General features: G+C 64.1%; 12 protein-coding genes. 8 read left to right on the top strand and 4 right to left on the bottom strand.

The window, feature by feature from the left end:
• Nucleotides 1–8 precede the first annotated feature (8 nt).
• Nucleotides 9–1,958 carry a transglycosylase SLT domain-containing protein gene (locus tag ACGK9R_RS06720; RefSeq protein WP_394579528.1) on the bottom strand — a complete coding sequence of 650 codons (1,950 nt, stop codon included), beginning with the start codon at nt 1,956–1,958 and terminating at the stop codon, nt 9–11.
• A gap of 171 nt (nt 1,959–2,129) precedes the next feature.
• Between ACGK9R_RS06720 and ACGK9R_RS06715 the strand changes: the two genes are divergently transcribed.
• The 4 genes from ACGK9R_RS06715 to sixA all read left to right on the top strand — a co-directional run bounded on the left by ACGK9R_RS06715 (nt 2,130) and on the right by sixA (nt 6,179).
• Entirely contained in the window at nt 2,130–2,471 is a 342-nt protein-coding gene (locus ACGK9R_RS06715) for a YkvA family protein (RefSeq protein WP_394579526.1), read from the top strand.
• A 107-nt stretch (nt 2,472–2,578) separates the two neighbouring features.
• The gene (gene htpG, locus ACGK9R_RS06710) at nt 2,579–4,483 is read left to right on the top strand and encodes a molecular chaperone HtpG (protein ID WP_394579524.1); all 1,905 of its coding nucleotides are present in this window, start codon (nt 2,579–2,581) and stop codon (nt 4,481–4,483) included.
• A gap of 156 nt (nt 4,484–4,639) precedes the next feature.
• The gene (locus ACGK9R_RS06705; protein ID WP_394579522.1) at nt 4,640–5,713 is read left to right on the top strand and encodes an NAD(P)H-dependent glycerol-3-phosphate dehydrogenase; all 1,074 of its coding nucleotides are present in this window, start codon (nt 4,640–4,642) and stop codon (nt 5,711–5,713) included.
• Entirely contained in the window at nt 5,703–6,179 is a 477-nt protein-coding gene (gene sixA / locus ACGK9R_RS06700; protein ID WP_394579520.1) for a phosphohistidine phosphatase SixA, read from the top strand. The genes ACGK9R_RS06705 and sixA overlap by 11 nt, the downstream gene beginning before the upstream one ends.
• A gap of 67 nt (nt 6,180–6,246) precedes the next feature.
• Here the strand turns inward: sixA and gatB are convergent, their stop codons facing one another.
• From gatB to gatC, 3 genes are read right to left on the bottom strand one after another with little or no spacing between them, the layout of a single operon-like run.
• Nucleotides 6,247–7,701 carry an Asp-tRNA(Asn)/Glu-tRNA(Gln) amidotransferase subunit GatB gene (gatB, locus tag ACGK9R_RS06695; protein ID WP_394579518.1) on the bottom strand — a complete coding sequence of 485 codons (1,455 nt, stop codon included), beginning with the start codon at nt 7,699–7,701 and terminating at the stop codon, nt 6,247–6,249.
• The gene (gatA, locus tag ACGK9R_RS06690; RefSeq protein WP_394579516.1) at nt 7,701–9,161 is read right to left on the bottom strand and encodes an Asp-tRNA(Asn)/Glu-tRNA(Gln) amidotransferase subunit GatA; all 1,461 of its coding nucleotides are present in this window, start codon (nt 9,159–9,161) and stop codon (nt 7,701–7,703) included. Before gatA ends, gatB begins: the two co-directional genes overlap by 1 nt.
• 57 nt (nt 9,162–9,218) lie before the next feature.
• A complete protein-coding gene (gatC, locus tag ACGK9R_RS06685) occupies nt 9,219–9,506 on the bottom strand; it encodes an Asp-tRNA(Asn)/Glu-tRNA(Gln) amidotransferase subunit GatC (RefSeq protein ID WP_394579514.1) in 288 nt (95 codons plus the stop codon).
• A 227-nt stretch (nt 9,507–9,733) separates the two neighbouring features.
• On the opposite strand from gatC, the gene ACGK9R_RS06680 reads away from it, so the two are divergent.
• Genes ACGK9R_RS06680 through ACGK9R_RS06665 form a run of 4 tightly spaced genes read left to right on the top strand, consistent with a single transcriptional unit; the run spans nt 9,734 to nt 12,814 of the window.
• A complete protein-coding gene (locus ACGK9R_RS06680; RefSeq protein WP_259036490.1) occupies nt 9,734–10,771 on the top strand; it encodes a rod shape-determining protein in 1,038 nt (345 codons plus the stop codon).
• Nucleotides 10,772–10,795: 24 nt separating this feature from the next.
• A complete protein-coding gene (mreC, locus tag ACGK9R_RS06675; protein ID WP_394579512.1) occupies nt 10,796–11,743 on the top strand; it encodes a rod shape-determining protein MreC in 948 nt (315 codons plus the stop codon).
• Nucleotides 11,736–12,224, top strand: a complete 489-nt coding sequence (mreD, locus tag ACGK9R_RS06670; protein ID WP_394579510.1) for a rod shape-determining protein MreD — start codon at nt 11,736–11,738, stop codon at nt 12,222–12,224. Before mreC ends, mreD begins: the two co-directional genes overlap by 8 nt.
• A gap of 5 nt (nt 12,225–12,229) precedes the next feature.
• Nucleotides 12,230–12,814: a Maf family protein gene (locus ACGK9R_RS06665; RefSeq protein WP_394579508.1), complete on the top strand. Its 585-nt coding sequence runs from the start codon at nt 12,230–12,232 to the stop codon at nt 12,812–12,814.
• Nucleotides 12,815–12,865: the final 51 nt, after the last annotated feature.

Genomic DNA, 12,865 nt, shown 5'->3' with positions numbered 1-12,865 from the left:
GGCAGTGGTTAGCGCAGCGCCAGCAGCGCGCGGTCGTAGCGCACCTGCTGCTCGTTGTCGCTCAAGAGCGTCACCCCCTGGCTGTCGCCGCCGTTGGCCAGGCTCTCGAATATCACCCGGTAGCTCAGCACCGCCTGAACGTAGTCGCGGGTTTCGCGAAACGGGATGCTCTCGACGAACAGATCAAACGACTCCACGCCGCTGCCCAGCCACTGATCGACTCGACCGGGGCCGGCGTTGTAGGCCGCTGCCGCCGCCAGCCGGTTGCCCTGGTAGCGGCTGAGCTTGTCGCGCAGATAAGTGCTGCCCAAACGAATGTTGAGCTCCGGGTCGAGCACCCCGTAAGGGCCCGGGTCGGAAAGACCCAGCTGGCGAGCGACCTGGGCGGCGGTGCCCGGCATCAGCTGCATCAGTCCGCGCGCGCCGGCGGGTGAAAGCGCCACCGGGTTGTAGGCGCTTTCGCGCCGCGTAATCGCCATCAAAAGGTACGGATCGACCCCGGTCTGGCTGCCCCAGCGCAAAAAGCTTTCACGATAGGCGGGGGGAAAGCGCCAGTCGAGTGCGTCCCACATTTCACCGGCGATGGTGGTTTGCACCAATAGCGGATACCACTGGCGCTGGGCGGCGTAGTCCGCCAGCGCTCGGGCCTCAGCCGGGGGCAGGGTGCGCGCCGCGTGGAGCCACTCGCTGTTGGCCAGCCCATCTTCGCCGATGCGCATGAGCGCCTCGGTGCGCTGCACCACTGCCATGTTCGCGGTGCGCTCGCGGGAGTAGTCGTCGAAGTGGCTGCGCTCGTTGTTGAGCCGGTAGGGCACCCCAAGCTTCTCCGCCGCAGCGAAGCCGTAGAAGCTTCGATCCAGCGCCGCCTCGCGGTAGCGCGCCTCCGCCGCGCCGTGGTTGCCCAACTGCTCGTGGGCGCGGGCGAGCCAGTACTGCCAGCGGCTGTTCTCCTGCTGGCCAGCCGGCATCAGCGCGATCCAGTTGAGTACGTCCTGCCAGCGACGCTCTTCGAGCGCGCGGCGCACGCGAAGCTCGAGCACGCGCTCGCTTTCAAGGCCAGGCAGCACGCTGTCCACCCAGCCGATCGACCCCGGCACGCTTCTCACCAGCGCGTAGAAGGCGAGCTCCTCCTCGATAGCGCGCTGGGCCTGGCTATCGAGCCCGAGCCGTGGGGCGATGTTTTGCCAGGTATTTAGCGCCGCCGGGGTGTTCTCGCGGGTGTAGCGCTGCATGGCGGCCTGGTAGAAAGCGGCGCTTGCCGCGCACTGCGGCCCCAGACACGCCGGCGCCTGAGTGATCATCTGCGGATTGCGGTTAACCGCCTCGACGGTGTCCAGCGCACCTTGCCACTGACCGCCCAACAGGCCGCCCAGGTAGCTCGAAAGCCCGGTTTCGCCGGCCTGCCAGGCGAGCATCTTGCGCTCCCACACGGCGCGGTCGTCGATGGTACCGTCGGCACGCAGGCGGTTGAAGAGACCGTCGCAGGCGTTGGGCTGGGAGCTTCCGGTCAGCCACAGCTCGCGACCGGCAGCGCGCGCCTCCATCGGCGACCGGTCCAGCAGGGCGCTGTAGTAGTAGCACTGGCGAGCAGTGCCGTCCGGCACGCCGTCGGCCACCGCCAAAAGGTCGTTGTCGCGCCCGGCGTAGCCGTAGTTGGCGATCGCCTGGCCGCGCATCCACTCTGAAAGCGGCGAGTCGCTGTAACGCTGGATGAAGGCCTGGACTTCGCCGGAGGAGACGTTGGGCAGCCGCCCGCGCAGGCGGTGATACTCGACGTAGCCGGCGAGCACGTGGCCGGCGATCAGGCCCTCGTCTACCCGCTGCCACTGCTGGTCGCGAGCGGCATCGAGTGCTGCGCTCATCTGGGCGTCGGTGGCGGCAAGGGCGGGAATGGATAGGCCGATGAGCGCGGCGGCGCTGAGCATTCGAAGGCGAAAACGTAATCGCAAGACCGGCATGGCGTCCTCTCTTTGATGGGGCCTTATGGATGGGGGCCATCGTAGGGTGCTGATTGAGTGTGGCGCTGACTAAAAAGAGTCGACCCTCTATAGTGGACTATATCGAGAAACGCTGCTCGTATAATCCGCGTTGATGAAGCATTCGAACTCGCGACGACAAGGAGTCGATCCATGCCACGATGGACGAAAGTGTGGTGGCTTTCGCGCTTGAAGCATCGCCTGTGGGCGTTCAAGCGTATCGCTCGGGCGCTCAAGCTTTTTCTTCCCATGACCCGCGACGTGCTGGCCGGGCGCTTTCGCCCGGTGCCCTGGTCGGCGTTCGGCATGATGGCACTCGCCTTGGGCTATCTGGTCATGCCCTTCGATCTGATCCCGGATTTCATCTTCATTCTTGGCCTGGTCGACGATGCGCTGATCATCGGCTGGCTACTGGATCGTATTGACCGCCGTCTGGCGCCTTACCGCGCGTGGAAGTCGGGGGCGTCGGAGGATCTGCCGCACACGATGCGATAAGCGCAAACGTTGTTGAAATTACTCGGCCTGGCCCCATATTCACTCCACACGACGTTAGCGCCAAACGGCGCACGGATAACGCAGCCACTGGTAATCGAGGGTTAGGCATGAGTACGGCAACTCACGAAGAGACGCTTGGGTTTCAAACGGAAGTCAAACAGCTTCTGAATCTGATGATCAACTCCCTGTATTCCAACCGGGAGATTTTTCTACGCGAGCTGATTTCCAACGCCGCGGACGCCTGCGACAAGCTGCGCTACGCCGCGCTCGACAGCGACGCGCTGTATGAAGGCGATAGCGACCTGCGTATCGAAATCGAGCACGATGCCGCCGCCAACACGGTCACGCTGCGCGACAACGGCATCGGCATGAACCGTGACGACGTGATCGCCAACCTCGGCACCATCGCCCGCTCCGGCACCGCCGAGTTCATGCAGCAGCTCACCGGCGAGCAGCAAAAGGACGCCAAGCTGATCGGCCAGTTCGGCGTGGGCTTTTACTCCGGCTTCATCGTCGCCGACGAGGTGGTCGTGCGCACCCGCAAGGCGGGAAGCTCGAAGGGCGAAGGCGTCGAGTGGCGCTCGAAGGGCGAAGGCGAGTTCAGCGTCGCCGATATCGAGCTCGATTTCCACGGCACCGAAATCACTCTGCATCTGAAAGAGGATGCAAAAGAGTACGCCGACGACTACCGTCTGAAAGGGCTCGTGCGCAAGTACTCGGACCACATCGAAGTGCCGGTGCGCATGCCGAAGGTCGAAACCGCCAAGGACGACGAAGGCAACGAGATCGAAGGCAGCGAGGTCACCACTTGGGAGACCGTCAACGAAGCCACCGCGCTCTGGGTACGGCCCAAGTCCGAGGTGTCAGACGATGAGTACAAGGCGTTCTACAAGCACGTCGCCCACGATTTCAGCGACCCGCTGACCTGGAGCCATAACAAGGTAGAGGGCAAGCTCGAGTACACCAGCCTTCTTTACGTGCCGGGCCGGGCGCCGTTTGACATGTTCGAGCGCGACGGCGCCCGCGGCGTGAAGCTCTACGTGCAGCGCGTATTCATCATGGACGACGCCGAGCAGTTTTTGCCGCTCTACCTGCGCTTCATCAAGGGCGTGCTCGATACCCGGGATCTGTCGCTCAACGTTTCTCGCGAGATTCTCCAGCAGGATCCGAAAGTCGAGAAGATCAAGAGCGCGCTGACCAAGCGCGCGCTCGACATGCTCAAGAAACTCGCCAAGGACGAGGAGCAGTACAAGACGTTCTGGACCACCTTTGGCAGCGTCTTGAAGGAAGGCCCCGGCGAAGACCCGGCCAACCGCGAGAAGATCGCGGAGCTCTTACGCTTCGCCTCAACTCACACCGACACCGCTGCCCAGGAGCAGACGCTTGCCGGCTACATCGAGCGGATGAAAGAGGGTCAGAAAAAGATCTACTACGTGGTAGCGGATAGCTTCAATGCGGCGAAAAACAGCCCGCATCTCGAAATCTTCCGCAAGAAGGGCATTGAGGTGCTGCTGCTGAGTGATCGTATCGATGAGTGGCTGATGAGCCACCTGACCGAGTTCGACGGCAAGTCGTTTGCCGATGTGGCCAAGGGCGAGCTGGATCTCGGTGACGTCGAGGACGAAGAGGAGAAGAAGGCCCAGGAAGAGACCGCCAAGGCGAAGGAAGAGCTGGTCAAGCGGGTGAAAGAGGCGCTCGGCGACGGCGTTCAGGAAGTGAAGATCACCCACCGCCTGACGGATTCTCCGGCCTGCGTGGTGCTGCCGGAGCACGAAATGGGCTACCAGATGCGCCGCATCATGGAAGCCGCCGGCCAGCCGATGCCGGAGGTCAAACCGATTCTCGAGCTCAACCCGGAGCACGCCCTGGTGTCGCGGCTCGAAGGTGCCGACGGCGAGTCGTTCAGCCAGCTGGCGCACATTCTGCTCGACCAGGCGATCATCGCCGAAGGCGGCCATCTCGATGACCCGGCGGCCTACGTCAAGCGCTTGAACAGCGTACTCACCGCCTGATCTCAGCGCTCGCTCATCGGCCCGCTTTCGAGCGGGCCGTTTTTTTGCGGCGCACTTCAATCCGTTACCCGGCGCCAGGGCGTGGGATTAGTCATAAAAGAGGCCGTGGGATTAGTGGTAAAGTAGCCCCATCGCTTAAAAGAGTAGGACAACGTCATGGCTTTGGAGCAGATCAAGGTCGCGGTGCTCGGCGGTGGTAGCTTCGGCACCGCCCTTGCCAGCATCGCCGCCGATAACGGCGCCCGCGTCAGTCAGTGGATGCGCGATTCGGCGCTGGTGGATCAGATCAACGAAGAGCATAGAAACGGGCGCTACCTGCCCGACTACGCGATCAACCAAGCGGTCACCGCCACGACCGATATTCGCGAAGCGGTCGAAGGTGCTGTGCTTGTGCTGGTCGCCATTCCCTCCAGCGCCTTTCGCCAGGTGGTGCGCCAAGCCAAGTCTTGGCTTTTACCGTCGCAGATTCTGGTCAGCACCACCAAAGGGATCGAGCAGGAAAGCTTTCTGCTGATGAGCCAGGTGCTGGAAGAGGAGACCGGCTTTGATCACATCGGTGTGATCGCCGGGCCCAACCTCGCCTCAGAAATCGCCGACAAGCAGCTGACCGCCACGGTGGTGGCAAGCCAGGACCCGCTGACCCGCACCCGGGTGCAGAAGGTGCTGAGCTGTCGCTACTTTCGCGTCTACGCCAGCAACGACCGCCACGGCGTGGAGCTTGGCGGGGCGCTCAAGAATATCTACGCCATTTCCGCCGGCATGGCGGCCGCACTCGGCATGGGCGAGAACACCCGCAGCATGCTGATGACCCGGGCGCTGGCGGAAATGGGCCGCTTCGCCGTCGCCCAGGGCGCCAATCCGATGACCTTTCTGGGCCTGGCCGGCGTGGGCGATCTGATCGTCACCTGCTCATCGAAGCTTTCGCGCAACTACCGCGTCGGCTTTGCCCTCGGCGAGGGCCGCTCCCTCGAAGAGGCCGTCGAAGCGCTGGGCCAGGTGGCGGAAGGGGTCAACACGGTCAGGCTGGTGTGCGACAAGGCGCGCGAGATGAAGGTCTACATGCCGCTCGCCGAAGGGCTCAACCGGGTGCTGTTCGAAGGCGTGGCGCCCAGGGAGATGGCACGTACGCTGATGATGGGCGAGCACAGCAGCGACGTCGAATTCGTGCTGCCCCGCGAAGACGTCCACCAGGCACACGAAAGCGAAAACGGAGGCAGCGATGGCCGATAGCCGCCTTCTGATCATGCGCCACGGCGAAGCAGGCCCCGGCCGGGACGACCCGGCGCGCACCCTCACAACTCGAGGCGAGCGTGAAGCGGCGCGCATGGCCGCTTGGCTTGGTACTCGGGTAAATCCGGGTACGGTCAGGCTCTACGCAAGCCCCTATCGACGCGCCCAGCAAACCGCCGCCCCGGTGAGTAAGGCGCTCGGCGTGCCGGTCGAAACGCTCTCGCTCATCACGCCGGACGACGACCCGCGAGCGGTGAGCGACTGGCTCTCGGCCCAGCCGGAAGGGAAAACGATCATGCTCGTCAGCCACATGCCGCTGGTCGGTGCGCTGTGCGGCTACCTGGTCGAGGGCAGCGAAATGCGCGGGCCCCGCTTTGCTACCGGCGCGGTCGCCGAGCTTACCGCACCGGTGTGGGCGGCGGGGCTTGGGCGGCTGGTGCACTATATCGAGCCAGGCCAGCTCTAGCCGTGGGGCCATATACGCCAACGGCGGCCCAAGGGCCGCCGTTGGCGTTATGCTTTGAAGCGGCTTTCTAGAGCAGCGCGTCGAGCTTCTCCTTCAGCAGGCCGTTGACCTGCTGGGGATTGGCGGTACCGCGTGAGGCCTTCATCACCTGGCCGACGAAGTAGCCGATCATCTTGCCGCGCTTGTCCGGCTCCGCGTCGCGATACTGGGCGACTTGAGCCGGGCTTTCGGCGATCACCTGGTCGATCATCGCCTCGATGGCGCCGGTGTCGGTGACCTGTTTCAGGCCCTTGGCCTCGATCACTTCATCGGCGTCGCGCCCCTGGCCGTTCCACAGCGCCTGGAAGACCTCCTTGGCCGCCTTGCCGTTGATCGTGCCGTCGACCACGCGCGCGACGAGCCCGCCGAGCTGCTGGGCGGAAATCGGGCTCTGGGGGATGCTCAGGTTCTCGCGGTTGAGCGCGCCGGCGAACTCGCCCTGCACCCAGTTGGCGGCCTGCTTGGCATCGCCGCACACCTTGTGCACCTCCTCGAAGAACTCCGCCATTTCGCGGCTCGCCGAGAGCACGTTGGCGTCATAGGCGGAAAGGCCGAGCTCATTTTGAAAGCGCGCGCGCTTGTCCGCGGGAAGCTCCGGCAGCTGGCCTTTTAGGTGGTCGAGATACGCCTGGTCGAGCACCACCGGCAAAAGATCCGGGCAGGGGAAGTAGCGGTAGTCGTTGGCTTCTTCCTTGGTGCGCATGCTGCGCGTTTCGTCGCGCTCCGGGTCGAACAGGCGCGTTTCCTGGACCACTTCGCCGCCATCCTCGATCAGCTCGATCTGGCGCTCGACCTCGAAGGCGATGGCGCGCTCGACGAAGCGAAACGAGTTGACGTTCTTGATCTCGGCGCGGGTGCCGAAGGCCTCTTGCCCTTTGGGGCGTACGGAGACGTTGACGTCGCAGCGCATCGAACCTTCCGCCATGTTGCCGTCGGAAATGCCCAGATACGTCACGATCGAGTGGATCGCCTTGAGATACGCCGCGGCTTCTTTTGCGCTTCGCATGTCCGGCTCCGAAACGATCTCGAGAAGCGGGGTGCCGGCACGGTTCAAATCGATGCCGGTCATGCCCTGGAAGTCCTCGTGCAGCGACTTGCCCGCGTCCTCTTCCAGGTGCGCGTGGTGGATGCGGATGCGCTTGGTGACGTCGTCGTCCAGAGTGATCTCTACTTCACCGGCGCCGACGATCGGGTGATACATCTGGCTGGTCTGGTAGCCCTTGGGCAAATCCGGGTAGAAGTAGTTTTTACGATCGAACACCGAGACTTCCGGGATCCCGGCGTGCACCGCGAGGCCGAACTGCACCGCCATGGCGACCGCCTGCTCGTTGAGCACGGGAAGCGAGCCGGGCAGGCCCAGGTCCACCGCACTTGCCTGGGTGTTGGGCTCACTGCCGAAGGCGGTCGAGGCGCCGGAGAAGATCTTGGAGCGGGTGGCGAGCTGAACGTGAACCTCCAGCCCGATGACGGTTTCCCATTGCATTAGGCGTTCTCCTCGGCGAAAGCGGGACGTTGCAGGTGCCAGTCGGTGGCTTGCTGGAACTGGTGGGCCACGTTCAAAAGCTGCGCTTCGGCGAAGTGGGTGCCGAGAATCTGTAGGCCGACGGGGCGGCCGCCGGCAAAGCCCGCCGGCACGCTGATGCCGGGAATGCCGGCCAGGTTGACGGCGATGGTGTAGATATCCTGCAGGTACATCGACACCGGGTCCTTCTTCGCGCCCAGATCAAACGCGGCGGCCGGTGCGGCCGGGCCCATCAGCACGTCGACATCCTCGAAGGCGTCGAGGAAGTCCTGGCGAATCAGGCGGCGTACCTTCTGCGCCTTGATGTAGTAGGCATCGAAAAAGCCTTCCGACAGCGTGTGGGTGCCGATCAGAATGCGCCGCTTGACCTCTTCGCCGAAGCCCTCCTGGCGGGTGCGGGTATAAAGGTCGATCAGATCCTTCGGATCCTCGCAGCGGTGGCCAAAGCGCACGCCGTCATAGCGCGACAGATTCGAGGAGGCCTCCGCCGGGGCGATGACGTAGTAGGCAGGGATGGCGTAGTGGGTGTGCGGCAGGCTCACCTCGCGCACGGTGGCACCTAGCGACTCGTACACCTTGACCGCCTCGCGCACGGCGCGCTCGACATCCACATTCAGGCCATCGCCGAAGTACTCCTTCGGCAGGCCGATCTTGAGCCCGGACAGCGGCGCGTCCAGCGTTTCCAGATAGTCCGGCACGCCGCGGGTGGCGCAGGTGGAGTCGCGCACGTCGTGGCCGGCGATGACGTTCATCAGATGGGCGCAGTCTTCGGCGCTGCGCGCCATGGGGCCGGCCTGGTCGAGGCTCGAGGCGTAGGCGATCATGCCAAAACGCGAAACCCGTCCGTAGGTCGGCTTGAGCCCGGTGACGCCGCAGAACGCCGCGGGCTGGCGAATCGAGCCGCCGGTGTCGGTGCCGAGTGCGGCCGGTACCAGGCCCGCCGCCACCGCCGCGGCGCTGCCGCCGGAGCTTCCGCCGGGGACCGCGGAGAGATCCCAGGGGTTTTTTACCGCGCCATAGTGGCTGTTCTCGTTGGAGGAGCCCATGGCGAACTCGTCCATGTTGGTCTTGCCAAGGCTCACGGTGCCCGCGGCATTGAGCTTCTCGACCACGGTGGCGTCATAGGGCGCCTCGAAGTTGTCGAGCATTTTCGAGCCGCAGCTGGTCTTCACGCCCTGGGTGCAGAAGATGTCCTTGAGCGCCAGAGGAATACCGGCAAGCGCCGGGGCATCGCCTTTGGCGCGGGCCTTGTCGGCGGCCTCGGCGGCGCCCAGCGCCTGCTCGGCGGTCACGGTGATGAAGCTATTGAGGGTGCCGTCGAGTTTTTCGATCCGCCTCAAGTAGTGGGCGGTGATTTCACGGCTCGAGAGCTCGCCGCTTTTCAAGGCGGCCGCCAGCTGGGTTACGGTTTGATCATGCATGACCCAAAAGCTCCGTTCGGGGCGAATAGAAGAAAATCAGAAAGGCGGTGAGAAGGCTCACTCCACCACGCGAGGCACCAGATACAGGCCGTCTTCCACCGCCGGCGCGCAGCGCTGGTACTGATCGCGCTGATTGGTATCGGTGACCTCGTCGGCGCGCAGGCGCTGGGTGGCGTCGAGCGGGTGGGCGAGCGGGGCGACGCCGTCGGTATCGACCTTTTGCAGCTGGTCGACCATGTCCAGAATTTGGCTGAGATCGTCCACAAAGCGGGTGGCCTGATCGTCGCTGATGGCCAGGCGCGCCAGGTGGGCGGCCCGGCGCACGTGAGATTCTTCGAGTGCCATGATCGCGGTTTCCTCGCAAACGTAATGGAACGTATTTCGCTTCAGGCGGTATACGTACGGTCATCAAGACGCCGTTTAATGTTCTGGACGTCTATAAAATAGCCGCAAAAGGTACCACACAATCGCTGTAACGGGCAGGGGCGTGACTCGTGCTTGCTGATAGGGGGTTGCGGTGATACCGTTTGCATCCGCACAGGGTTCCCGGTCTGCACTAGGTAACAACATCCATGTTCAAACGTTTGAGGGGGCTGTTTTCCAGCGATCTGTCGATCGACCTGGGTACGGCCAACACACTGATTTATGTACGCGGGCGCGGTATCGTTCTGGACGAGCCCTCCGTTGTCGCCATTCGCCAGTCGGGCAATATGCGCAGCGTCGCCTCCGTCGGCGCCGATGCCAAACGAATGCTGGGCCGCACGCCGGGTAACATCACGGCGATCCGCCCCATGAAAGACGGCGTCATCGCCGACTTCACCGTCACCGAGCAGATGCTTCAGCACTTCATTCGCAAGGTTCACCAAAGCACCTTTCTGACGCCGAGCCCGCGGGTACTGGTGTGCGTGCCCTGCATGTCGACTCAGGTCGAGCGCCGCGCCATTCGTGAATCCGCCGAAGGCGCGGGCGCGCGCGAAGTGTTTCTGATCGAAGAGCCCATGGCCGCTGCCATTGGCGCGGGTCTACCCGTCGAGGAAGCCCAGGGCTCGATGGTCGTCGATATCGGCGGCGGTACCACCGAAATCGCGATCATCTCGCTCAACGGCGTCGTTTACTCCGAGTCCATCCGCGTCGGCGGTGACCGTTTCGACGAGGCGATCATCGCCTACGTGCGCCGTCACTACGGAAGCCTCATCGGCGAAGCCACCGCCGAGCGCATCAAGGAAGAGATCGGCTGTGCCTACCCAGGCGGTGAGCTGCGCGAAATCGACGTGCGCGGACGCAACCTGGCGGAAGGTATCCCGCGAAGCTTCACGCTCAACTCCCACGAGATTCTCGAAGCGCTTCAGGAGACGCTCGGCTCCATCGTCGCCGCCGTCAAAAGCGCGCTGGAGCAGTCGCCGCCGGAGCTCGCCTCGGATATTGCCGAGCGTGGCCTGGTGCTGACTGGCGGCGGGGCGCTGTTGCGCGATCTGGACAAGCTGATCGCCGAGGAGACGGGCCTTCCCGTGATCGTCGCCGAAGATCCGCTGACCTGCGTGGCCCGCGGGGGCGGCAAGGCGCTCGAAATGATCGATCAGCACACCTTCGAGCTTCTTTCGAGCGACTGATTCTAGCGGTTTACTGCGAGGGGTTTGCCTATTAAACCGCTATTTTCGCACGGCCCCATTCCGGGCTACCGGTTCTTCTTTTGCGTACTGGCGGCCAGTGCGCTGATGTTCGTCGACCACCGCTTTACGCGCATGGAAGACGTGCGCGCCCACATGACCATGGTGGTCGCGCCGGTGCAGTGGGCGGTGGGCTTGCCAAGCGATTTGCTGAACTGGGGGTCGCTTGTGTTCTCCGACCAGCAGGCGCTGGTCGATGAGAACCGCCGTCTGCGCGAGCAGATTCTCACGCTTTCCCACCGGGGGCAGCGCCTGGCCAACCTGACCGCCGAAAACGCCGACCTGCGCGAGCTTTTGAGCGCCGCCGAGCGCACCGAAATTCCTTATATGGCGGCGGAGCTACTGTCTCTGGACAACGACCCGTTCAGCCACCAGATGGTGATCGACCGCGGGCACCGTAACGGCGCCTACGTCGGCCAGCCGGTGATCGACGCGTTCGGGCTGGTCGGCCAGGTCACGGCGGTGTCCGCCTACTCCAGCCGCGTGCTGCTGCTGGCGGATGCAAGCCACGCCTTGCCGGTGCAGGTCAATCGCAACGGCCTGCGCTTCATCGTTCAGGGTACCGGGCGCTACGATAGCGTCAGTGTGCTGCACGTACCCGACACCGCCGACATTCGCGAAGGCGACCTTTTGACCACCTCCGGGCTTGCCGGGCGTTTTCCGCCGGGCTACCCGGTGGCGCGGGTGACCGAGGTCTACCACGACCCGGGCCAGCCGTTTGCTCGGGTCACTGCAACGCCTTCGGCACAGCTTACCCGGTCGCGCCATTTTCTGCTTCTATTCCCGCCGCCGCTGGAGCCCGAGGACGATGCGCTCTGGGACAGCTCCATGGCGCTTGCACCGGAAGCGATCCACGCCTCCGAGCGGCTCAACCCGGAAGACCCGGCGGCGACCGACGAGGTGCCCAATGGCTAGAGCGCCGGTGATTCCCCTGATCGTGGTGTGGCTGAGCCTGGTACTGGCGCTTTGCCTGCAGGTAATGCCGCTGGCCGACGGTTGGCAGGCCTATCGCCCGGACTGGATCGGCCTGATGCTGGTCTACTGGTGCATGCGCGTGCCGGATCGGGTGGGCGTGCTCCACGGTTTCGTGATCGGGCTGATGGTCGATCTGATCGAGGGCAGCGTGCTGGGTCAACACGCGCTGGTGTATACCACGCTCGCGTTTCTCGCAGCGCTGGTCTATCCGCGCTTTCGCGCCTACTCGCTGGTTCAGCAGGCGGTGCTGATACTGGTGCTGCTGGGGCTCGTTCAGCTGATCGAGCAGTGGCTTCGCGTGCTCACCGGCGACTTCTCGATTCACCTGTCGTTTCTGATCTCTTCATTGATCAGCGGGCTGCTCTGGCCCTGGCTTGCCACGCTTGCCGGCGCGCTGGAGCGCCGCGTGGCGGGAGGATAGCCGCCGTGACCATCCCCGTTCTGTGTCTGGCCTCGGCCTCGCCCAGGCGCCGCGCGCTGCTCGAGTCGATCGGCGTAGCACTCGAAGTACGCCCGAGCAACGTGGATGAAACGCCGATGCCCGGCGAGTCGGCCAGGGCTTACGTCGAGCGCCTGGCCATCGCCAAGGCGCGGGCCCTGATTGATTCAACCGAACTTCCAGTGCTCGGCTCCGACACCGCGGTGGTGCTCGACGGCCGCCCGCTTGGCAAACCCGTCGATGAAAACGACGCGCGCGCGATGCTCGCCGCACTTTCCGGGCGTACCCATCAGGTGTTGACCGGCGTGGCGGTGATCGGCCCTGCCGGCACGCTCTCCTGCGTGGTGAGTACCGATGTTCGCATGCGCGACATCGAGTTGGATGAGATCGCACGCTACTGGCATACCGGCGAGCCTCAGGACAAGGCCGGCGGCTACGCGATCCAGGGCCTGGCCGCCGTGTTCGTCGAAGAGATTAAGGGCAGCCACTCGGCGGTGGTTGGACTTCCGCTTTTCGAGACGGCACGGCTACTTTCGCGCCAGGGTGTGTCCGTTTGGTCGACTCGCCTGTAAAGTGGTACCCACACGGAATTTCTGATGCTGGCGAGTCCCTGATGCTGGTGA

This window comes from Halomonas sp. HNIBRBA4712, from assembly GCF_043558675.1.
Taxonomy (GTDB): Bacteria; Pseudomonadota; Gammaproteobacteria; order Pseudomonadales; family Halomonadaceae; genus Vreelandella.
This window is presented reverse-complemented; position numbering and strand designations above follow the sequence as displayed.

What these genes read in the sequence shown, in the direction of transcription:
- ACGK9R_RS06720 (WP_394579528.1), bottom strand. Translation starts at nt 1,958, where the DNA reads ATGCCGGTCTTGCGATTACGTTTTCGCCTTCGAATGCTCAGCGCCGCC.
- ACGK9R_RS06715 (WP_394579526.1), top strand. Translation starts at nt 2,130, where the DNA reads ATGCCACGATGGACGAAAGTGTGGTGGCTTTCGCGCTTGAAGCATCGC.
- htpG (WP_394579524.1), top strand. Translation starts at nt 2,579, where the DNA reads ATGAGTACGGCAACTCACGAAGAGACGCTTGGGTTTCAAACGGAAGTC.
- ACGK9R_RS06705 (WP_394579522.1), top strand. Translation starts at nt 4,640, where the DNA reads ATGGCTTTGGAGCAGATCAAGGTCGCGGTGCTCGGCGGTGGTAGCTTC.
- sixA (WP_394579520.1), top strand. Translation starts at nt 5,703, where the DNA reads ATGGCCGATAGCCGCCTTCTGATCATGCGCCACGGCGAAGCAGGCCCC.
- gatB (WP_394579518.1), bottom strand. Translation starts at nt 7,701, where the DNA reads ATGCAATGGGAAACCGTCATCGGGCTGGAGGTTCACGTTCAGCTCGCC.
- gatA (WP_394579516.1), bottom strand. Translation starts at nt 9,161, where the DNA reads ATGCATGATCAAACCGTAACCCAGCTGGCGGCCGCCTTGAAAAGCGGC.
- gatC (WP_394579514.1), bottom strand. Translation starts at nt 9,506, where the DNA reads ATGGCACTCGAAGAATCTCACGTGCGCCGGGCCGCCCACCTGGCGCGC.
- ACGK9R_RS06680 (WP_259036490.1), top strand. Translation starts at nt 9,734, where the DNA reads ATGTTCAAACGTTTGAGGGGGCTGTTTTCCAGCGATCTGTCGATCGAC.
- mreD (WP_394579510.1), top strand. Translation starts at nt 11,736, where the DNA reads ATGGCTAGAGCGCCGGTGATTCCCCTGATCGTGGTGTGGCTGAGCCTG.